This is a genomic window from Arthrobacter sp. NPDC093125, from assembly GCF_044754225.1.
GTDB lineage: Bacteria > Actinomycetota > Actinomycetes > Actinomycetales > Micrococcaceae > Arthrobacter.
Genome location: NZ_JBIVOQ010000017.1, coordinates 69149 through 87467 on the forward strand (window position 1 = coordinate 69149; position 18319 = coordinate 87467).

16 protein-coding genes, 10 tRNA genes and 2 pseudogenes are annotated in these 18319 nt (G+C 64.0%); 20 read left to right on the forward strand and 8 right to left on the reverse strand.

Annotated features, from left to right (window positions below):
- The first annotated feature begins 214 nt into the window (after positions 1 to 214).
- The 3 genes from gltB (at position 215) to pyk (ending at position 7839) form a co-directional block, all read left to right on the forward strand.
- A complete protein-coding gene (gene gltB, locus ACIP9X_RS20215) occupies positions 215 to 4831 on the forward strand; it encodes a glutamate synthase large subunit (RefSeq protein WP_400481540.1) in 4617 nt (1538 codons plus the stop codon).
- Positions 4824 to 6281, forward strand: a complete 1458-nt coding sequence (locus ACIP9X_RS20220) for a glutamate synthase subunit beta (protein WP_400481541.1) — start codon at positions 4824 to 4826, stop codon at positions 6279 to 6281. Before gltB ends, ACIP9X_RS20220 begins: the two co-directional genes overlap by 8 nt.
- Positions 6282 to 6351: 70 nt before the next feature.
- Positions 6352 to 7839, forward strand: coding sequence for a pyruvate kinase (gene pyk / locus ACIP9X_RS20225; protein ID WP_400481542.1), 1488 nt, complete (start codon positions 6352 to 6354; stop codon positions 7837 to 7839).
- A gap of 164 nt (positions 7840 to 8003) precedes the next feature.
- Here pyk and ACIP9X_RS20230 read toward each other — a convergent pair whose 3' ends face one another.
- Positions 8004 to 8609: an ANTAR domain-containing response regulator gene (locus tag ACIP9X_RS20230; protein WP_395403175.1), complete on the reverse strand. Its 606-nt coding sequence runs from the start codon at positions 8607 to 8609 to the stop codon at positions 8004 to 8006.
- 207 nt (positions 8610 to 8816) lie between these two features.
- Between ACIP9X_RS20230 and ACIP9X_RS20235 the strand changes: the two genes are divergently transcribed.
- The 4 genes from ACIP9X_RS20235 to ACIP9X_RS20250 all read left to right on the forward strand — a co-directional run bounded on the left by ACIP9X_RS20235 (position 8817) and on the right by ACIP9X_RS20250 (position 11195).
- Positions 8817 to 8898 (forward strand) — tRNA-Leu (locus tag ACIP9X_RS20235).
- An 87-nt stretch (positions 8899 to 8985) separates the two neighbouring features.
- The gene (locus tag ACIP9X_RS20240) at positions 8986 to 10116 is read left to right on the forward strand and encodes a tyrosine-type recombinase/integrase (protein WP_400481543.1); all 1131 of its coding nucleotides are present in this window, start codon (positions 8986 to 8988) and stop codon (positions 10114 to 10116) included.
- Positions 10117 to 10253: 137 nt separating this feature from the next.
- A complete protein-coding gene (locus ACIP9X_RS20245) occupies positions 10254 to 10526 on the forward strand; it encodes a hypothetical protein (protein ID WP_400481544.1) in 273 nt (90 codons plus the stop codon).
- 153 nt (positions 10527 to 10679) lie between these two features.
- Positions 10680 to 11195 carry an HNH endonuclease family protein gene (locus ACIP9X_RS20250; protein WP_400481545.1) on the forward strand — a complete coding sequence of 172 codons (516 nt, stop codon included), beginning with the start codon at positions 10680 to 10682 and terminating at the stop codon, positions 11193 to 11195.
- Positions 11196 to 11370: 175 nt separating this feature from the next.
- Here ACIP9X_RS20250 and ACIP9X_RS20255 read toward each other — a convergent pair whose 3' ends face one another.
- Complete coding sequence (locus ACIP9X_RS20255) at positions 11371 to 11769, reverse strand: nuclear transport factor 2 family protein (protein ID WP_400481546.1); 399 nt, start codon at positions 11767 to 11769, stop codon at positions 11371 to 11373.
- A gap of 485 nt (positions 11770 to 12254) precedes the next feature.
- On the opposite strand from ACIP9X_RS20255, the gene ACIP9X_RS20260 reads away from it, so the two are divergent.
- From ACIP9X_RS20260 to ACIP9X_RS20270, 3 genes and pseudogenes are all read left to right on the forward strand, one after another.
- Positions 12255 to 12626 carry a hypothetical protein gene (locus ACIP9X_RS20260; RefSeq protein ID WP_400481547.1) on the forward strand — a complete coding sequence of 124 codons (372 nt, stop codon included), beginning with the start codon at positions 12255 to 12257 and terminating at the stop codon, positions 12624 to 12626.
- Positions 12627 to 12700: 74 nt separating this feature from the next.
- Positions 12701 to 12802 (forward strand): annotated as a pseudogene (locus ACIP9X_RS20265) (dihydrofolate reductase); the annotation flags it as partial.
- Positions 12803 to 12897: 95 nt separating this feature from the next.
- Positions 12898 to 13065 carry a dihydrofolate reductase gene (locus ACIP9X_RS20270; protein ID WP_400481558.1) on the forward strand — a complete coding sequence of 56 codons (168 nt, stop codon included), beginning with the start codon at positions 12898 to 12900 and terminating at the stop codon, positions 13063 to 13065.
- A 137-nt stretch (positions 13066 to 13202) separates the two neighbouring features.
- On the opposite strand, the gene ACIP9X_RS20275 is transcribed toward ACIP9X_RS20270, so the two are convergent.
- Both ACIP9X_RS20275 and ACIP9X_RS20280 read right to left on the reverse strand, forming a co-directional pair.
- Positions 13203 to 13397: a hypothetical protein gene (locus tag ACIP9X_RS20275; RefSeq protein ID WP_400481548.1), complete on the reverse strand. Its 195-nt coding sequence runs from the start codon at positions 13395 to 13397 to the stop codon at positions 13203 to 13205.
- A gap of 89 nt (positions 13398 to 13486) precedes the next feature.
- Positions 13487 to 14272, reverse strand: coding sequence for a hypothetical protein (locus ACIP9X_RS20280; RefSeq protein ID WP_400481549.1), 786 nt, complete (start codon positions 14270 to 14272; stop codon positions 13487 to 13489).
- A gap of 370 nt (positions 14273 to 14642) precedes the next feature.
- On the opposite strand from ACIP9X_RS20280, the gene ACIP9X_RS20285 reads away from it, so the two are divergent.
- On the forward strand, positions 14643 to 15686 hold the full coding sequence (locus tag ACIP9X_RS20285) for a DUF2510 domain-containing protein (protein WP_400481550.1): 1044 nt from the start codon (positions 14643 to 14645) through the stop codon (positions 15684 to 15686).
- Positions 15687 to 15719: 33 nt separating this feature from the next.
- Here the strand turns inward: ACIP9X_RS20285 and ACIP9X_RS20290 are convergent, their stop codons facing one another.
- The gene (locus ACIP9X_RS20290) at positions 15720 to 15893 is read right to left on the reverse strand and encodes a hypothetical protein (RefSeq protein ID WP_400481551.1); all 174 of its coding nucleotides are present in this window, start codon (positions 15891 to 15893) and stop codon (positions 15720 to 15722) included.
- Between the two features lie 141 nt (positions 15894 to 16034).
- Between ACIP9X_RS20290 and ACIP9X_RS20295 the strand changes: the two genes are divergently transcribed.
- The 9 genes from ACIP9X_RS20295 (at position 16035) to ACIP9X_RS20335 (ending at position 17155) form a co-directional block, all read left to right on the forward strand.
- Positions 16035 to 16109: transfer RNA gene (locus tag ACIP9X_RS20295), tRNA-Ile, on the forward strand.
- A 21-nt stretch (positions 16110 to 16130) separates the two neighbouring features.
- A tRNA-Asn gene (locus ACIP9X_RS20300) sits at positions 16131 to 16203 on the forward strand.
- Between the two features lie 45 nt (positions 16204 to 16248).
- A tRNA-Gln gene (locus ACIP9X_RS20305) sits at positions 16249 to 16321 on the forward strand.
- Between the two features lie 41 nt (positions 16322 to 16362).
- Positions 16363 to 16437 (forward strand) — tRNA-Asp (locus tag ACIP9X_RS20310).
- A 28-nt stretch (positions 16438 to 16465) separates the two neighbouring features.
- A tRNA-Thr gene (locus ACIP9X_RS20315) sits at positions 16466 to 16537 on the forward strand.
- A 189-nt stretch (positions 16538 to 16726) separates the two neighbouring features.
- A tRNA-Glu gene (locus ACIP9X_RS20320) sits at positions 16727 to 16799 on the forward strand.
- A gap of 30 nt (positions 16800 to 16829) precedes the next feature.
- Positions 16830 to 16905: transfer RNA gene (locus tag ACIP9X_RS20325), tRNA-Glu, on the forward strand.
- A gap of 7 nt (positions 16906 to 16912) precedes the next feature.
- Positions 16913 to 16986 (forward strand) — tRNA-Arg (locus ACIP9X_RS20330).
- Positions 16987 to 17081: 95 nt separating this feature from the next.
- Positions 17082 to 17155: transfer RNA gene (locus ACIP9X_RS20335), tRNA-Leu, on the forward strand.
- Between the two features lie 21 nt (positions 17156 to 17176).
- Here the strand turns inward: ACIP9X_RS20335 and ACIP9X_RS20340 are convergent.
- From ACIP9X_RS20340 to ACIP9X_RS20350, 3 genes and pseudogenes are all read right to left on the reverse strand, one after another.
- On the reverse strand, positions 17177 to 17527 hold the full coding sequence (locus ACIP9X_RS20340; RefSeq protein WP_400481552.1) for a hypothetical protein: 351 nt from the start codon (positions 17525 to 17527) through the stop codon (positions 17177 to 17179).
- An 85-nt stretch (positions 17528 to 17612) separates the two neighbouring features.
- Positions 17613 to 17900: a hypothetical protein gene (locus ACIP9X_RS20345; protein WP_400481553.1), complete on the reverse strand. Its 288-nt coding sequence runs from the start codon at positions 17898 to 17900 to the stop codon at positions 17613 to 17615.
- A gap of 99 nt (positions 17901 to 17999) precedes the next feature.
- Positions 18000 to 18319 (reverse strand): annotated as a pseudogene (locus ACIP9X_RS20350) (radical SAM protein); the annotation flags it as partial.

The following is an 18319-nucleotide window of genomic DNA, read 5'->3' on the forward strand; positions in this document are numbered from 1 at the left end:
CACAGCGTCGTGGCATGGGACCATACCGGTCAGCATAGAGCTGCTGGCCGGTCAAGCCCGGGCTGGAGACCTGCGTAACTGTTAGTTGAGCAGGTGTGCCTGCCCTACAATTTCCAGTAAGCAGTAACACTTTGTTGTGCCCATCACAGTGGCGCTCTGAGTGGGGCCAACGTTGTCCCTTCCATACGCACGATCAGGAGGAAGGACGTCTCCCATGAGCCAAACTCTTTCAAGCCCCAGCTGGTCCGAACCGGTCCAGCCGGACGCTGCCACGTCACCGTTCAAGCGGTTCGCGGCGCTCCCTGAGGCATCCGGGCTCTACAACCCTGAGCAGGAGAAGGACGCCTGCGGTCTTGCGATCATCGCCACCCTACGCGGCGAGCCCGGCTACGACATCGTTGATGCAGCACTGACGGCCCTTCGCAACCTGGAGCACCGCGGCGCCGTCGGCGCCGACGAGGGAACAGGTGACGGCGCCGGCCTCCTGATGCAGGTCCCGGACGAGTTTTTCCGCGCCGTGACCGAATTCGAACTTCCGGCATCCGGGCAGTACGTCGTGGGCACCGCCTTCCTCCCCGCGGAGGGACGTGAAGCCAACGCGGCCAAGGCCGGCATCGAAGGCCTCGCCGCAGACGAGGGCCTCACGGTGCTCGGCTGGCGCGAAGTGCCCGTGGTGGCCGACCTTGTCGGTGCCATGGCCCGTGCCTGCATGCCGTACTTCTCCCAGCCGTTCTTCGCCTCCGCCACCGGTGAGCAGCTGGACCGCAACGAGCTGGATTCCCGCGCCTGGCGGATCCGCAAGCGCGCCCAGAACAAGTTCGGCGTCTACTTCCCCTCGCTGTCTTCGCGGACCATCGTCTACAAGGGCATGCTGACCACCGCGCAGCTGGAGCCGTTCTACCCGGACCTCTCGGACAAGCGGTTCAAGACCAAGCTCGCGATCGTCCACTCGCGCTTCTCCACCAACACGTTCCCGTCCTGGCCGCTGGCCCAGCCGTTCCGCACCATCGCCCACAACGGTGAGATCAACACCGTCAAGGGCAACCGGAACTGGATGCGCGCCCGCCAGTCCCAGCTGGCCAACCCGCTGCTGGGCGATGCCCCGGAGGAACTGTTCCCGATCTGCACCCCGGGTGCGTCGGACTCCGCCTCCTTCGATGAAGTGGCCGAGCTGCTCTGGCTCTCCGGCCGCCCGATCACGCACGCGATCATGATGATGATCCCGGAGGCATGGGAAAACCACGCCACCATGGATCCGGCACGCCGTGCGTTCTACGAGTACCACTCCCTCCTGATGGAACCGTGGGACGGCCCTGCCGCCGTGTCCTTCACCGACGGCAACCTCGTCGGCGCCACGCTGGACCGCAACGGGCTTCGTCCGGGCCGCTTTTGGATCACCGAGGACGGCCTGGTCGTCTTCGCCTCAGAGGTGGGCGTCATCGACGTCGAACCCTCCAAGGTAGTGCGGAAGGGCCGTGTTTCCCCGGGCAAGATGTTCCTCGTGGACACCGAAGCCGGCCGGATCATCGACGACGAAGAGGTCAAGGCCGAGGTGGCCGCGGCGAACCCCTGGTCCGAGTGGGTCAAGGACAACCTGATCGACCTCAACGACCTCCCGGAACGCGAGCACGTGGTGCACACGGCTGCGTCCGTGAACATCCGCCAGCGGACCTTCGGATACACCACCGAAGAGCTGAAGATCCTGCTCGGCCCCATGGCCCGCACCGGCGCCGAGCCGCTGGGCGCCATGGGCTCCGATACTCCGGTGGCCGTGCTGTCCAAGCGCCCCCGCCTGCTGTTCGACTACTTTGTGCAGTCCTTCGCCCAGGTCACCAACCCGCCGCTGGACGCCATCCGCGAAGAGCTTGTGACGTCCCTGACGTGCGCCATCGGACCCACCGGCAACCTGCTGGACACCAAGCAGGTCCGCCAGCCCCAGGTCCAGCTGCCGTTCCCGGTGATCAACAACGACCAGCTCGCCAAGATCGCCAACATCGAGGACGCCGACGGCAACCGCGTTGCCATGAAGGTCCGCGGCCTGTACCGGCCCGAAGGCGGTGAGAACGCCCTGCGCGCCCGCCTCACCGAGATCTGCGAGCAGGTTTCCGGTGCCATCAACCGCGGCGTCCAGTACGTCGTGCTTTCGGACCGCGACTCCAACGCCCAATGGGCACCCATCCCGTCACTGCTGCTGGTCAGCGCCGTCCACCACCACCTGCTGCGCAGCGCCAACCGCACCAAAACAGCCCTCGTGGTCGAGGCGGGCGACGTCCGCGAGACGCACCACGTGGCCGTGCTCGTGGGCTACGGCGCCTCCGCTGTGAACCCTTACCTGGCCATGGAATCGGTGGAGCAGCTGATCGCGGCCGGCGACGTCGTGGGAGTCACCCCGCAGGACGGCGTGTACAACCTCATCAAGGGCCTCGGCAAGGGCGTCCTGAAGATCATGTCCAAGATGGGCATCTCCACCGTGGCCTCGTACACCGGTGCCCAGACGTTCGAAGCGCTGGGTCTCGGCCAGGAGCTGGTGGACGAATTCTTCGCCGGCACGCACTCCCAGCTGGGCGGCGTGGGCCTGGACGTGATCGCTGCGGAGGTTTCGGCACGCCACCAGATGGCCTACCCCGAGGGCGGCATCGAGCAGCCGCACCGGCCCCTGCTGGGCGGCGGCGAATACCAGTGGCGCCGCGACGGCGAGCCGCACCTCTTCAACCCGGAGACGGTTTTCCGGCTGCAGCACGCCACGCGTGAGCGCCGCTACGACATCTTCAAGGCCTACACCAAGGGCGTGGACGACCAGTCCGAGAACCTGATGACCCTGCGCGGGCTCCTCAAGTTCAAGGACGGCGTGCGCCAGCCGGTGCCGCTCGAGGAAGTGGAGCCGGTCTCCAGCATCGTCAAGCGGTTCTCTACGGGCGCCATGAGCTACGGCTCCATCTCGAAGGAAGCCCACGAGACACTCGCGATCGCCATGAACCGGCTGGGCGGCAAGTCCAACACCGGTGAAGGCGGCGAGGACATTGACCGCCTCCTGGATCCTGAGCGCCGTTCCGCTGTCAAGCAGATCGCCTCCGGCCGCTTCGGTGTGACCAGCCTGTACCTGACCAACGCGGACGACATCCAGATCAAGATGGCGCAGGGAGCCAAGCCCGGCGAGGGTGGCCAGCTGATGGCCCAGAAGGTGTACCCCTGGGTCGCCCGGACACGCCACTCGACCCCCGGCGTCGGACTCATTTCCCCGCCCCCGCACCACGACATCTACTCGATCGAGGACCTCGCGCAGCTCATCTACGATGCCAAGCGTGCGAACCCCTCGGCCCGGGTGCACGTCAAGCTCGTCTCCGAGGTGGGCATCGGCACAGTTGCCGCCGGTGTTACCAAGGCGAAGGCCGACGTCGTGCTCGTTTCAGGGCACGACGGCGGAACCGGCGCCTCGCCGCTGAACTCGCTCAAGCACGCCGGTGTTCCATGGGAGCTGGGTCTCGCAGAGACGCAGCAGACGCTCATGCTCAACGGCCTGCGTGACCGTGTGGTGGTGCAGGTGGACGGCCAGCTCAAGACCGGCCGTGACGTCGTCATTGCTGCCCTGCTGGGCGGCGAGGAATTCGGCTTCGCCACGGCACCGCTGGTGGTTGAAGGCTGCATCATGATGCGCGTCTGCCACCTGGACACCTGCCCTGTGGGCGTCGCCACCCAGAACCCGGAGCTGCGCGCCCGCTTCAGCGGCAAGCCCGAGTTCGTGGTCAACTTCTTCGAGTTCCTGGCTGAGGAAGTCCGTGAAATCCTCGCGGAACTTGGTTTCCGGAGCATCGAGGAAGCGATCGGCCACGCGGAAATGCTGGACACCCAGGACGCCATCAGCCACTGGAAGGCCGAAGGGCTGGACCTCGACCCCATCCTGCACGGACTGGAGTTTGACGACGACGCCCCTCTGCGCAACCTGACCGGCCAGAACCACGAGCTGGACAAGCACTTCGACCAGCGGCTCATCACGATGGCCGCCGAGGCGCTGACCGACCGCGCGCCGGTGAAGATCTCCGTCGACGTCATCAACACGGACCGCTCCGTGGGCACCATGCTCGGCCACGAGGTCACGAAGAAGTTCGGCACGGACGTCCTGGCGACGGACACGATCGACATCACCCTGACCGGCACTGCCGGGCAGTCGCTGGGTGCCTTCCTGCCTGCCGGCATCACGCTGCGCATGTACGGTGACTCCAACGACTACGTGGGCAAGGGCCTTTCCGGCGGCCGGATCGTCGTCCGCCCTGACCGCACTAACGTGTTCAAGGCCGAGAGCAACGTCATCGCCGGCAACGTGATCGGCTACGGCGCCACGAGCGGCGAGCTGTTCCTGCGCGGCCAGGTGGGCGAACGCTTCTTGGTCCGGAACTCCGGCGCCACGGCGGTTGTCGAAGGCATCGGCGACCACGGCTGCGAGTACATGACCGGCGGCCAGACGCTCATCCTCGGACGGACCGGACGCAACTTCGGCGCCGGCATGTCCGGCGGTACCGCCTACGTGCTGGACCTGGACAGCGCCCGCGTGAACAAGCAGGCGCTGGAAGCCGGCGAACTGCAGCTCCTCGAGCTGGACGCCGAGGACCGCGACATCGTCCACGGGCTCCTGGTCAAGCACGTCGAGGAGACCGAATCCCAGCTGGCTACGCGGCTGCTCGAGAACTTCGACGACACCGCTGCCCGCATTACCAAGGTGCTGCCGCGCGACTACGCGGCCGTGCTGCAAACCCGCCTTACCGCCATCGAAGAGGGCCTCGACCCGGACGGCGAAGAAGTATGGTCTCGAATCCTGGAGGTGACCGGTGGCTGACCCACGCGGATTTCTGAAAGTACGCCAGCGTGAAACCCAGCCACGCCGCCCCGTTCCCGTCCGCATCATGGACTGGAAGGAAGTTTACGAGGCCCAGGAAAAGGGTGTCCTGAAGAGCCAGGCCGGCCGCTGCATGGACTGCGGTGTTCCGTTCTGCCACCAGGGCTGCCCGCTGGGGAACCTGATTCCTGAGTGGAACGACCTCATGTGGCGGGACAAGGGCGAGGAAGCGATTGAGCGGCTGCACGCCACCAACAACTTCCCCGAATTCACCGGCCGCCTGTGCCCGGCCCCTTGCGAGGCGTCCTGCGTGCTGGGCATCAACCAGCCCGCTGTGACGATCAAGCAGGTGGAGGTCTCCATCATCGATGAAGCCTTCGACAACGGCTGGGTCACCCCGCTGCCGCCGCACCGCCTGACCGGCAAGACCGTGGCCGTGGTCGGCTCCGGCCCCGCCGGCCTGGCTGTCGCCCAGCAGCTGACCCGGGTGGGCCACACCGTCGCCGTGTACGAACGCGACGACAAGATCGGCGGCCTGCTGCGTTATGGCATCCCCGATTTCAAGATGGAAAAGGAGCAGGTGGACCGCCGGCTCGAGCAGATGAAGGCCGAGGGCACCCGCTTCCGCACCGGCGTCAACGTCGGCACCGACGTGACCTGGGAGCAGCTGCGCCGCCGTTACGACGCCGTCGTCATCGCCACGGGTGCCACCGTTCCCCGCGACCTGAAAATCCCGGGCCGCGAGCTCGAGGGCGTCCACTTCGCGATGGACTACCTGGTACCGTCCAACCGTGCCGTGGCGGGGGAGCAGCCGGAGAACCACATCGACGCGCGCGGCAAGCACGTCGTCATCCTCGGCGGCGGCGACACCGGCGCGGACTGCATCGGCACGGCGCACCGCCACCAGGCGGCATCCGTGACCACCCTGGCGATCGGCAAGCAGCCTCCGGCAGAGCGCGCCGGCCACCAGCCGTGGCCGACATTCCCCACCCTCTTCGAGGTGGCCAGCGCGCACGAAGAAGGCGGTGAGCGCACGTACCTTGCCTCGACGGTGGAGTTCGTCGGCGAGAATGGCCAGCTGACCGGCGTCAAGGTTGCCGAAACCGAATTCGTCGACGGCAAGCGTCTCCCCAAGGCCGGCACCGAGCGGATCATTCCCGCGGACCTGGTGTTCCTGTCCCTGGGCTTCACCGGGGCGGAGCCCGCCGGTATCACCGAGCAGGTCCACGCCGAATTCGACGGACGCGGCAACGTGTCTCGCGACGGCTACTACATGACCAACACCGAGGGTGTTTTCGTTGCCGGTGACGCCGGACGCGGACAGTCCCTGATCGTGTGGGCCATCGCTGAGGGGCGCGCCGCCGCCGCAGCTGTGGACAAGTACCTGATGGGGAGCACGATTCTTCCTGCTCCCGTCGCCCCGACGGACCGCGCCATCGCCGTCCTGTAGTTATGCATCGGGGGTGAAGATTCACCTCCACGACAACTCAACCAATGCAAGTGACCAATAGGGTAGGTATATGAGACGCGCAAAGATTGTGGCCACGTTTGGACCGGCAATTGCCAGCTACGAAAACACCCTCGCGGTGCTGGAAGCCGGCGTTGACGTCGCCCGCATGAACATGAGCCACGGCGATTACTCCGTGCATGACAACACCTATGAGAACGTCCGCAAGGCTGCCGCCGACCTGAGCAAGGCCGTGGCCATCATGGCTGACCTGCAGGGCCCGAAGATCCGCCTCGGCCGTTTCGTGGACGGCCCGCACGAGCTCGCCGTCGGTGACATTTTCACGATCACCACCGAAGACGTCCCCGGCACCAAGGAAATCTGCTCCACCACGCTGAAGAGCCTCACCGAGGACGTCAACGTCGGCGACGCCCTCCTGATCGACGACGGTAAGGTCGCCCTGCGCGCCGTGGAGGTGGACGACGTGAAGGTCGTCGCCGAAGTGACCGTCGGCGGCATGGTGTCCAACAACAAGGGCATCAACCTGCCCGGCGTGGCCGTGAACGTCCCTGCCCTCAGCGAGAAGGATGAGGACGACCTCCGCTGGGCCATCCGCCGCGGCGTCGACCTCGTCGCGCTCTCCTTCGTCCGCGACGCCTCCGACATCTCCCGGGTGCACGAGATCATGGACGAGGAAGGCCGCCGCGTTCCCGTTATCGCCAAGATCGAGAAGCCGCAGGCCGTGGACCAGCTCCACGAGATCATCGACGCGTTCGACGCCATCATGGTGGCACGTGGCGACCTGGGCGTGGAGCTTCCGCTTGAGGAAGTGCCGATCGTGCAGAAGCGCGCCATCGAGCTGGCACGCCGCTGGGCGAAGCCGGTCATCGTGGCCACCCAGGTCCTCGAATCCATGATCGACAACCCGCGCCCCACCCGTGCGGAGGCTTCCGACTGCGCCAACGCGGTGCTCGACGGCGCGGACGCCGTCATGCTGTCCGGCGAGACCAGCGTCGGCAAGTACCCGATCGAAACGGTCAAGGTCATGGCGCGGATCATCGAGTCCACGGAAGAGCACGGCCTGGAGCGCGTCCCCCCGCTGGGCACGAAGCCCAAGACCCGCGGCGGCGCGATCACCCGTGCCGCCGTCGAGATCGCAGACCAGCTGGACGCAAAGTACATCTGTACCTTCACCCAGTCCGGTGACTCGGCCCGCCGCCTCTCCCGCCTGCGGCCGATCAAGCCGGTCTTCGCGTTCACGCCGGTGGAGCAGGTCTGGAACCAGCTGGCACTGACCTGGGGCATCCAGCCGCAGCTCGTTGCCATGGTGGGCCACACGGACGAAATGACCGCCCAGGTGGACCAGAGCCTGCTGGACATGGGGCTTGTGGAAGACGGCGACCTCGTGGTCATCGCCGCCGGTTCCCCTCCCGGAAAGGCCGGTTCGACCAACTCGCTGAAGGTCCACAAGGTGGGCGACCTCGCGGACACCCCGCGCATGGGCGAGGGTACGACCAGGGAGAAGCTCGGCCCGTGGCCGGAAAAGAAGAAGAAGAGCTAGACTCCAACGCTGCTGAGTAGCGGAGCAAAAAGGGAGGATCCCCGCCTGGACCATGCAATGGTCAGTGGCGGGGATCCTCCCTTTTTTGTGATTGTCTGGGAAAACAGCAGGAGGATCCGCGCCGCCGGCGTGGATCCTCCTGTGGTTTGTTCTTTGGTGTGGTGTCAGTTGACCTGGTTGATGATGGTCTCGGCGACCTCGCGCATGCTGAGGCGGCGGTCCATGGAGGTCTTCTGGATCCAGCGGAAGGCTTCCGGTTCCGTGAGGCCCATCTTGGTGGTCAGGAGGCTCTTCGCGCGCTCCACGAGCTTGCGGGTGGCGAACTGCTCCTGCAGGTCCGTGACTTCGCTCTCGAGGGCCTTGATTTCCTCGTGCCGGGAGAGGGCGATTTCCAGGGCGGGGATGAGGTCCGCGGGGGTGAAGGGCTTCACCACGTAGGCCATGGCGCCGGCGTCGCGTGCGCGCTCCACGAGTTCCTTCTGGCTGAACGCGGTCAGGAGGACCACGGGGGCGATGCGCGCCTTGACGATCTTTTCGGCTGCGGAGATGCCGTCCATGACGGGCATCTTGACGTCCATCAGGACCAGGTCGGGCTTGAGCTCCTCGGCCAGCTGGACGGCCTTCTCGCCGTTGTCCGCCTCGCCGATGACGTCGTAGCCTTCACCGCGCAGGATTTCGATGATGTCCAGGCGGATAAGGGTTTCGTCCTCGGCTACGACTACGCGGCGCGCCGGCTGGGACGTGGTGTTTGACTCCGTCGGTTCTGACACGGGATCTCCTTGAAAAGGTACGGCGGGAACATCACTATCTTAGTTGCGCCCGGGTGCTGTACTTGGATCTGCATGGCTTGTTGCGGCGTCACTGGCGCGATTCTGGGTTTCAGCCTATCTGCATGTAGAGTAAATGCGCGCACTGGAAGTGGCTGCGTTGCTCACAATCACACTGTGAGTCTACGATTGTTACTCCGTGTACTCCGCGCCCGAGTGGCGGAATTGGCAGACGCGCCGCACTCAAAATGCGGTATCGAAAGGTGTGTGGGTTCGAGTCCCACCTCGGGCACAGTGTTTCCGCAGGTCAAAGGCCTGTTTCCTCTTTGGGTGTTGACAAAACCGCCCAAAGTGTTGACAGCGGCGTACCGTTTTTTGTGTGGCAAGCATCCGAAAACGCACCAAAAAGGACGGCTCGTCGTCCTACATGGTGTTGTGGCGGGACCCGAAGAGCCGCGAGCAGCAGGGCATCACTGTTCCTACTCTTATCGAAGCCGAGACCCTGAAGAGGCTCTTGGACGCCAATGGTCAGTCCTTCGAAATCGCGCAGCATGCCATCCTGTCGAACGAGAAACGCACGCCCACTGTGGCCGAAGTCATCCAGGAGCACATAGACCTGTTGATCCGCCCATCGAGTGGAACCACGAAGACTTACCAGACCATGCTGGACCTGCATATTCGGAACGTTATCGGCCACGTACCGGTGGACAAGCTTGATTACCGTCTGATCGCCCACTGGGTGAAGTCGATGATGGCCAAGGGCAAGGCGCCGAAGACCATCCACAACGTTCACGGCTTGATCTCAGCCGCTATGAACACCGCGGAGATGCTTGGCTATATTTCGCGGAACCCCTGCCGCGGCGTTCAGCTTCCCGGAATTGAAAAGGCCGAGGACGAGGCGATGTTCCTCACCCATGCGGAGTTCAGCCTCATCATGGAGGGGATGGGCGAGCGATACAAGGCCTTCACCAACTTCCTGGTCATGACGGGTACCCGCTTCGGAGAAGCCACTGCGCTGACCGTGGCGGACGTCGACCTGCTCTCCAAACCGCCCACAGCAAGGATTAACAAGGCATGGAAGCGGGACGGCCAGTCCAAGTTTTATGTCGGGGCCACCAAGACCGGCGCCGGCAAACGGACTATCGGCCTCAACCCGGCGCTTGTTGAATTACTGATCCCGTTGGTCGCCAGCAGACCGGGAAAAGAACTTGTGTTTACGACGCCCAAGGGTGGCCGAATCATCCACAAACTCTACTGGCACCACTACTGGGTCCCTGCCGTTCGCACGGCGCAGGCCATTGGCCTCACCAAAGATCCACGGATTCACGACCTCCGCCACACTCACGCATCCTGGCTTATCCAGGACGGCGTGCCCTTGTTCACCATCTCGCGCCGGCTGGGGCATGCCTCTACAAGAACCACTGAGCAGGTTTACGGGCACCTGATGCCGGAGGCCCTGCAGGCCGGCGCTGACGCTACCGAGCGCTCGATAACGGCTTTTCTGCGCTAGCGGCGGTGCTGGTCAGCGCGCGGCTCGGTGGATGGGTGCGCAGGGAACGTTACCCCTATCTCGCGCCTCCGGTCATGTCGATGAGTCTCCACGCGGCCCATATAAGTGGAAAGCAACGACTTTCATTTGGAGACGCCGTGGACATCGAATTTTTTGAACCCGCCGAAGCGGCCGCGCTGATGCGCTGCACAGAGTCGTGGCTGCGCGACGGCGCGACCAGTGGACGCTTCCCCCACGCATGTTGGGGCAAGGGCAAGATCATTTTCACTTCCGAGCACATCCTGGAAATCGCGAAGTTAAGTGAGATCCTCCCCGGGGGTACTGGTTCACCGCTCTCGGTCAATCGACCGGCGGGAAAGGAGCGGCTCATCGGTACCCGTTCAAAAGCCAGACTGACCACGGTGCACTGAGCCAGGGTGATCGCCACACTTCGGGATGCGGCTCGAACAGTTGACCCGGCAGGAGTCACCGGAAGCCGAACACAGGCGAGGACCAAGAGAGTCGCGGCTTGTGATGGGCACCACGGACACGCCTACTAGCGGCAGGCGTCGGGCCAAGCTAGCGTGGAAAAACCCGCTGCAAGCCGAACGACCATCAAGATCATCCGCTCCGCCGCCATAGCCCTGACCGCTGTAACCGCCCTCCTTCTGGGCGCCTCGCTCGCCGGGTGTGACGCCACAGCCAACGCCCTCGAGGTCGTCAATTCTGCACCAGCCATCGCTACCGGTGCGCCGGCGCCGGGAGATGCAATCAGCTCTCTCGAGCAACTGAAGAGCGTCCCGGTGAAAGGCCGCGCTCCGAAAACTGGCTATACCCGTGAAGAGTTCGGACCGGCCTGGGCCGACGTTGATCGCAACGGCTGCGACACCCGCGATGACATCCTGGCCCGCGACCTGTCCAACGAAACGTTCAAGCCCGGTACCAACAATTGCGTAGTCGCCACCGGAACACTTGCCGATAAGTACATCGGCACCGCCATCAACTTCATCCGCGGCCAAGACACCAGCTCGGACGTGCAGATCGACCACATCGTCCCGCTCAGCGACGCCTGGCAGAAGGGCGCGCAACAGCTGGCTTGAGCGACGAACTGGCCCACCCACGATCAGGTGAGGTGGACCTGCTGGTCGGAAAGCTGTCCCGCGAGGACGGCGTCAAAGATGTTCTCCGCCAGGAGCGGGACATGATCCTGGTGCGCACCGTCGTGGAGCATCGACGCGCTCAGGGTCTGGCTCGCGCGACGCGTTTAGCCAGCCGTCACTCTGAAACGGTGTCTCCGTGCCGATGGGCTACTTTCCATTCGCCGTCTTCGCGGCGGTAGATCTGCGTGGCCCGCAGCGTGTATGTTCTCGGCTGGCCGTCCACCGAGGCTGAGGTGTGCTCCAGGCTGGCGGTGTAGGCCATGTTGCCCACGACGTCATAGGCGAGCAGTTTGTAGCTGTACGAAGTGCAGTTGGAGAACTGTCTTGCAAGACCGGTGAACAGGTCATCGAGTTCTTGCTGCCCGAAGGCGTTGCGCCACGCGCCCAGGACACTCACGGGCTCGTTGCGGGACCAGAGTGCCCGGCGCGGTGCGGCGTCGACGTTGTGGAGTGCCAGTTCCGCTTCGTGCAGGGAGGACCCCACCCAGGTCAGGAACTCGTCGGAATCAGTCATGCCTCAGTATGCTCCGGCAACACAGTGACCGCGAGACCCATCCCTTGCTTCCGGGCGTCTCAGGAACTATAGGCGATAGGATGCTTAGTCCGAGGTTTGGTCTTTGGTCAGTTCCTGAGGCAATGATGTCTCATCAAGCCGGTACAAGTTGTTGTGTCAGGTGTCCTCAAGGGAACCCGGACTGCGATAGGAGGAGATTGCAACTCGGGTACACCGGCATCTCAACCTCAGACCAAATTGCCAGCATGCATGTCGGAGGCAATCATCTCCGTCTGTGGTGACGCCTGTCCTGGGCCAAGAACCGGAGAGCCTCTCTGGAAGCACCGGTTGCGCCCGTATCAACATCATCGACGGCTTGCGGCAAGGGCAGTGCCAGCACTGTCCCCCAAAGCACCATTGCAACACCCCACATCGGCCCGTCTATTCCACCGGCGCGGTCCGGACAGGCCAGCATCGCTGCTCCGATATATGTGGCCGAAAGACTGGTGGTTACCCGCAGAAGTCCCCGGGACGGCATCCAGAAGCCGATCCGCCCCGAGCTCCTTGAAATCCTGACTGAAATCCTCCGCGGCCGCGGCTTAATGATCGCCGACTGGCCTGCCGATGAAGCAGCCGCCTATCGTGACGCCGGTGGATTCATGGAGGGAGTCGACGCCGTCCATCAGATCCGGATGGCAAAGGCCGCCGCAGCGATCGAGGAAGTCTTCCATGGGGTGATCCGGGCCGCGGAACGCAAGGCATACCTCGAAGGGATCTCGGCAGCCCAGGCCATGACCTGCTTCACCGACGAGACGTTCCGGTCCATCCTGGCCAAGGATGGCCACACCGGCATCGATCTGGACGGGCAACCCGTGTGATGGAGCACGGACCGACAGCGGTCGGCATGATCTGGGCGCAGGCAGCCAACGGCATCATCGGCCGCGACGGCACCATGCCGTGGCATCTGCCCGAAGACTTCGAGCACTTCCGCGACACCACCGCAGGCCACCCCGTCATTATGGGCAGGCGCACCTGGGAGTCACTGCCACCAAGGTTCCGTCCGATGCCGGACCGGACCAACGTGGTCATCACGTCGAACCCGGGCTGGTCCGCGCCCGGCGCAATAGGGCCGGTTCCCTCGAGAAAGCCCTGGAAGCCTCGTCCGGCAATCCCGGCTCTGACCAGGTCTGGATCATCGGCGGCGGCACCGTCTACCGCGAAGCCATGCCCCTAGCCGACACTGCCTCCGTCACCCGCATCCATTCGGACATGGAAGGCGACACCTACGCGCCAAGCCTGGGCCCTGATGGCAATTGACCCCCGCCAGTCCTGTCGAGGAATGGTCCGCGGCAGCTAACGGCACGCTCTACCGGGTCGAAACGTGGCGCGCCGGGCGCTGATTGCCCCGCACCGGCAGGCACCTACGCCCCCTGCCACACCGAGGCGGTCATCCGTCAGGTAGCCGGCTGCTCCATCTTCTGGCGGCACTTCATGCAGTCCACCGCTTCGATGACGATGGTGACTCCGATGTACTCGCTTTGGCCGCACAGGGGTTTCAGGTCGACGCCGCGCCCGATCCAGACGCCTTTGCACGAGGAGTCGTAGTGCATCCGGCACCGGTACGGGGGCTCGTGAGCCTTGTCCGCCATTGCTGAGACTCCTCCTGTAGGGACGGCTTCTGTAGCTATGTCGTGCGCCAGCGTACCCGCCCGTGGCATGCCGGCAACAGGATTGGCCGTCAGGCGAGCTTGTCGGTGTGCTGCGGGCAGAATATCGTCACGCCGGTCTCGTGGATCGTGTGCAGCTCCGCGAGGGTGTATTCGATGCCGGCGGCCGCGGTGATCATGTCTTTCACCGTAGGGGGTGCCAGGTCGGCTTTGCCGTTGGCCGTGGCGGTGTCGTAGATCAGGCAGAAGTTTTTGGCAACGGTGACCATGTTGGCCGTGTCCGTGGACTTCATGGCCGGGTGTTCTGCCCGGACGCCGGCCAGGAACTTCTCCTCAGCGGTGAGGGACGGGGCAGGAGCTGGGGTCGCCTCCTCGGCGGTGAGGGCTGGGTCAGGAGTAGGTGTCGCCGCTCCCGATGCCAGGGCGTTGATCCTGGGTGTGCAGATGGCGGAAACCTCGTCCTTGGCTGGCCTATATGCTTCAAGGTTCAGAATCCACTCGCCGGAGTCTTCCCATGCCTGGGCAAAGTCCTGGAATTCCGTCTGCATGATCTGGAGTGGTTCGGCCAGCTCCGGCTGCGCTGTAGCTGCGACAGCCCCGAGCCTGGTGCCGATGGAGCTGGCCTGCTTTGCGGTGTCGGCGTTCAGGGCTGAGACCTCGCTGAGGAACTTGGCGCTGTCCACGGCAAGAGTGGTGTAACCGAACAGCTCCATGCAGGTGTCGTCCAGGGAGGCCTTTTCCTCACTTGCCGCGGCAGTCACGGACGGCTCCGCCGCGGCGGGTTCGCCCGGTCCGCCGCATCCGGTGATCAACAGTGCCGTTGCGGTCAGCAGTGCCGAGGCAAGTGTTGCTCTCAAAAGGTCCCCCAATATGTGCTGTTTTGCGGCGTTGGCCGCACTGCCCGCACCTGTTTTGCAGCAGCCCGCTCAGCATATCTGTCGCAACTGCTGGTGCATGCTTTGAGTCTTCAGCGCCCTGTTTCTTCAAGGCCTGCCCGTCTGCGGATTTCCAGCAGCGCCTCAGTGGACAGCCGGGGAGCTCGCTGACCCTTGTCGGACACATGCAGGGGATGAGCCTTACTGTCCTGCCCGCGCCCTGGCCTGTCGTCCTCAAGCCGGGCCTGCCGATCCTCTTCATCGCCATCTCGCGGGAGCACGAAGCGCAGCAGGCGGTGCCGTCGTAGGCGAAGTGGTCGAATTCGACAAGCAAACAGTTAGGATTCGACCAATGGATCTCAAAGGCATCGAAGGCCGCGCCACCCTCGGAGACGACTCCATCACGCTGATCTTCGACAGCAAGCTGGCGCTGGAAAAGAAGGCGGCCAGCCCGCACGCCATACCCCTGAAGCATGTCCTCGAAATTGACTTCGCGGCGCCAACGACGTGGAAGCCGGGGCATCTCCGCATCATCATGCGGGACGGCCAGGAGCGGGCAAAGTTTCACAGCGACCTATACGCAATCCAGCTCGGCGCCGGCAGGCGACTTAAGGAAGCCCAGGAATTCGTCGCGAAGCTAAGGGCCGCCGTCGATGCTGTGGAGTATGAAGCCCCTGAGCTGCCGGCAGTGCAGATCAAGACCTTCAAAGAGAAAAAGACCGAGCTCATAAAGGAACTGCCCGAGATCAAGGCCGAGTCTGAAGAGAAAAATGCCCAGATCAAGGCCGAGTTTGAAGAGAGTGATGCCGGGACCAGGAGCAAGTTCTTCAGAGAGATAAATGCCGAGCTCATTGCCGGGCTCAAGGAGGCCAACGCAGCCGATTACGACGCGAGGAAGAGCAACGCTTCCTTCCGCGGCATGCGCCTGGCCGGGCGGACCATCCGCAAGGACGGCAAATCATGGGCGGCCAACGAGTGTGAGATCATCATCGACACCGGAGCGAACGTCAGCTCCCGGGTGACGGGAACCCGCGTCGCTGCCGGTGCCTGGATCGCCGGCCCGGTTGGGGCCCTGATCGGCTCCATCGCCCAGAAAGACCGGAGCGCCGTCTTCTTGACCCTCATCACGCCGGATGACATGTTCATCGAAAAGGTGTCAGGGCTCGAGGAAGTGAAGGCACGCGAATTCGCGACCAAGGTCAAGCGCGCCGGCATGCTTCAGACCCGCGAGGCAGCCGAGACCGCCAAAGCCGAAGCCGCTGCGCTGGCCGCATCGGTTCCAGCGCCGCCGTCGCCGTCGCAGCAGGGCATTCCTGCCGGCTGGTACCCGCGCGGTGACGTCCAGCAGTATTGGGACGGCAGCGCCTGGACTGACCACACGGCCCCGCTTGCCTGACTTGTCTACGGCGCCGAACGCGCTGCTATGCCCCTACGGGACAGCTGGTGTCACGCCGGTCTCTACCTGCTCTACAGCGGCGCCCCAGATGTTCGTCGGCTTGAGGGACAGGCCAAAGGTTCTGGGCACGTCCGCGTTGTAGATGTACTGGTAGGCGCCAGGCGGGATATACCCTCGAGAATCGCCGGCGGCGTGTGCTGCACTCAAATTGTGGGACTCCATCCCCGCCCCAGTGCATGGGGCCAACTGGAGCGATGTCCGGCTGGCGCCGAGTAGGCAGGCTCATACCTTGGTGACGCGGACCAACAATGGTGCCGATTGAGGATGCGCCGCCGGCCGGACATTCACGGTTTTGTAGCTCAGATTGGTTAGAGCACCGCTCTGATAAAGCGGGGGTCGCTGGTTCAAGTCCAGCCAAGACCACTGCGGGTAGATCCCGTTTGATCCGGCATAGCTCAGTTGGCAGAGCACTCGACTGTTAATCGAGGTGTCCCTGGTTCGAGCCCAGGTGTCGGAGCGAAGCAAGCCCATCCCTCGCGAGGTGAACGGTAAGAGCCCGCGATGCGCCGTGGGAAAATTGGCAATCCGCCTGGTTCTGGCCCAGGAGACTACAGGTTCAAATCCTGTCGGCGCAGCTCAGCAAGCACCGCATCGCGGTCCGGTAAGAGCCCGGAATGGAGTAGTGGCTCAGATGGCCTAGAGCACCCGCCTGTCACGCGGGAGACCGCGGGTTCGAATCCCGTCTATTCCGCTGGGGAGTAATCCCCACTGCAAGGCCCGCCCGATTAGCTCAGTGGCAGAGCGCGTTCTTGGTGAGAACGAGGTCACCGGATCGATTCCGGTATCGGGCTCGGACGGAAATCCATCGCATGGTGGGTGTAGCTCAGTTGGTAGAGCGCCTGGTTGTGGTCGGGGAGCTCGCGGGTTCGAGCCCCGTCATTCACCCTCGCATTCCCGCTATCGTAGCTCAGGGGATAGAGCGCCTGCCTCGGGAGCAGGAGGCCGAAGGTTCGATTCCTTTCGAGGGCACGCAGCACCTGGCCCCCATTGTCTAATGGTCCAGGACACCGGCCTTTCACGTCGGCGGCACGGGTTCGAATCCCGTTGGGGGTACGCATGAAAACCGATCCACCAGCAGCACCTGGTCCTATGGTCTAGCGGCCTACGACACTGCCCTCTCACGGCGGAACCACGGGTTCGAATCCCGTTGGGACTACCAGCATCACGCGCCCATAGCTCAGTTGGATAGAGCGCCGGTCTACGGAACCAGAGGTCGGGAGTTCGAGCCTCTCTGGGCGCACGCGACAACGAAGGCCGGTATAGCTCAGTGGCAGAGCGCATTGCTCATAACGCTGGCGTCGCTGGTTCGACCCCCGCTATCGGCACGCAAGATCCGCCGCCTAGCCCAATTGGCACAAGGCGACGAGCTCAAACCTCGGATGTTCTCGGTTCGAGTCCGGGGGCGGGCACTTAACGCGGGACGGGGCTGCTCATTTCTCTTCACGGAGAAACATCAGGGTTCCACGGCAGCCGGATTCACTTTCACAGTGCCGGTAGCCGCCGGCAGGGTATTCGCCGGCCGGGTAGTCTTCCATGGCCTCAGCCATGGACGTGTACTCGCTTTTACCCAAGGCCCATGATCTTCCCCCTTCGCCAAGCAGTCCCACTCTGGTCCGCGCCAGGTCGAGCCTATGCTTCCCCCAGCGCTCTGCCGCGGCAGGCTGGGGGCTTTGGTTCCCGAGGAAGAGGAGCCGATGCGAGAGATGCTTGATAATAAAGCTCACGTCACGCTCCTCGTCGTTTGGAGCGGTATTCAGTTGCAGCAGAAGATCGGACGTCAATAGGACCGGACGAGATTCCCTCAACTTGTCCTCGTCGGCACCCTCTGCGGTGTAGCCGCTGAACGGCCCATCGGACTACGGCGTGTCACTGACCGCCTTGCATCCTATCGGCAGCGCCTACGAAGATGGCGTCTGCTTCCAGGGAACCGCAGGGCTGCGGTGACGGCCCAGGAGAGAGTAGTTCCTCCTGCGCCGGGAGGGAGTCAACGATGGTGAGCGGGGCACCGGACCGTACGCTGTAGAGCGCCTTGGCGAGGATGGAGCCGACGATGAGGGTGCGTCCGTCGTTGACCGGTTCGGCCGGTACCCGCTCGGGTACGTCATCAACGGGCGCGAAGCCGAGGTCCGCGAGGTCAATTCCAAGGGAAGTCATGCCGGTAATGTGTACGGAAACTCCAGCGGCCCTCACCAGGTCCCGGACTGCCTCTACCTGTTATCCGGGGCTGTCTGAGCGCGACCCCCGGCACTGTCGTCACTGCTGTTGCTGGCGCAGCCCGCGGGAGACCCGGCGGGTTCCTGTCGCCTCGGTGAGGGCCGTGAGTCCGGTTGTGTCCAGAAAGCCGGCAACCTCAATGGAGCCATCTGTCCGGACCCGAACGTCGACCCTGTTCCCGGTGATCTCGGGCCGGTAGTTTTCGTAGCGGCCGGTGAGGTGGATGAACCGCTGGTTCGTGGAGCCGGCCAGGGCCCGCCGAGTTTCCGGGCTCCACATCTGGTACGGGCCGTCCACGAGCAGGTCGATGGCTGCAAGGAAGGCGTCGGTAGGTTCGTCCCTGCCCTGCAGCGATTCGT

Bases quoted from the DNA above. Each gene is read 5' to 3' on its own strand.
- gltB (WP_400481540.1), top strand. From the start codon at position 215: ATGAGCCAAACTCTTTCAAGCCCCAGCTGGTCCGAACCGGTCCAGCCG.
- ACIP9X_RS20255 (WP_400481546.1), bottom strand. From the start codon at position 11,769: ATGACTGATTCCGACGAGTTCCTGACCTGGGTGGGGTCCTCCCTGCAC.
- ACIP9X_RS20285 (WP_400481550.1), top strand. From the start codon at position 14,643: ATGGATCTCAAAGGCATCGAAGGCCGCGCCACCCTCGGAGACGACTCC.
- ACIP9X_RS20275 (WP_400481548.1), bottom strand. From the start codon at position 13,397: ATGGCGGACAAGGCTCACGAGCCCCCGTACCGGTGCCGGATGCACTAC.
- ACIP9X_RS20345 (WP_400481553.1), bottom strand. From the start codon at position 17,900: ATGACTTCCCTTGGAATTGACCTCGCGGACCTCGGCTTCGCGCCCGTT.
- pyk (WP_400481542.1), top strand. From the start codon at position 6,352: ATGAGACGCGCAAAGATTGTGGCCACGTTTGGACCGGCAATTGCCAGC.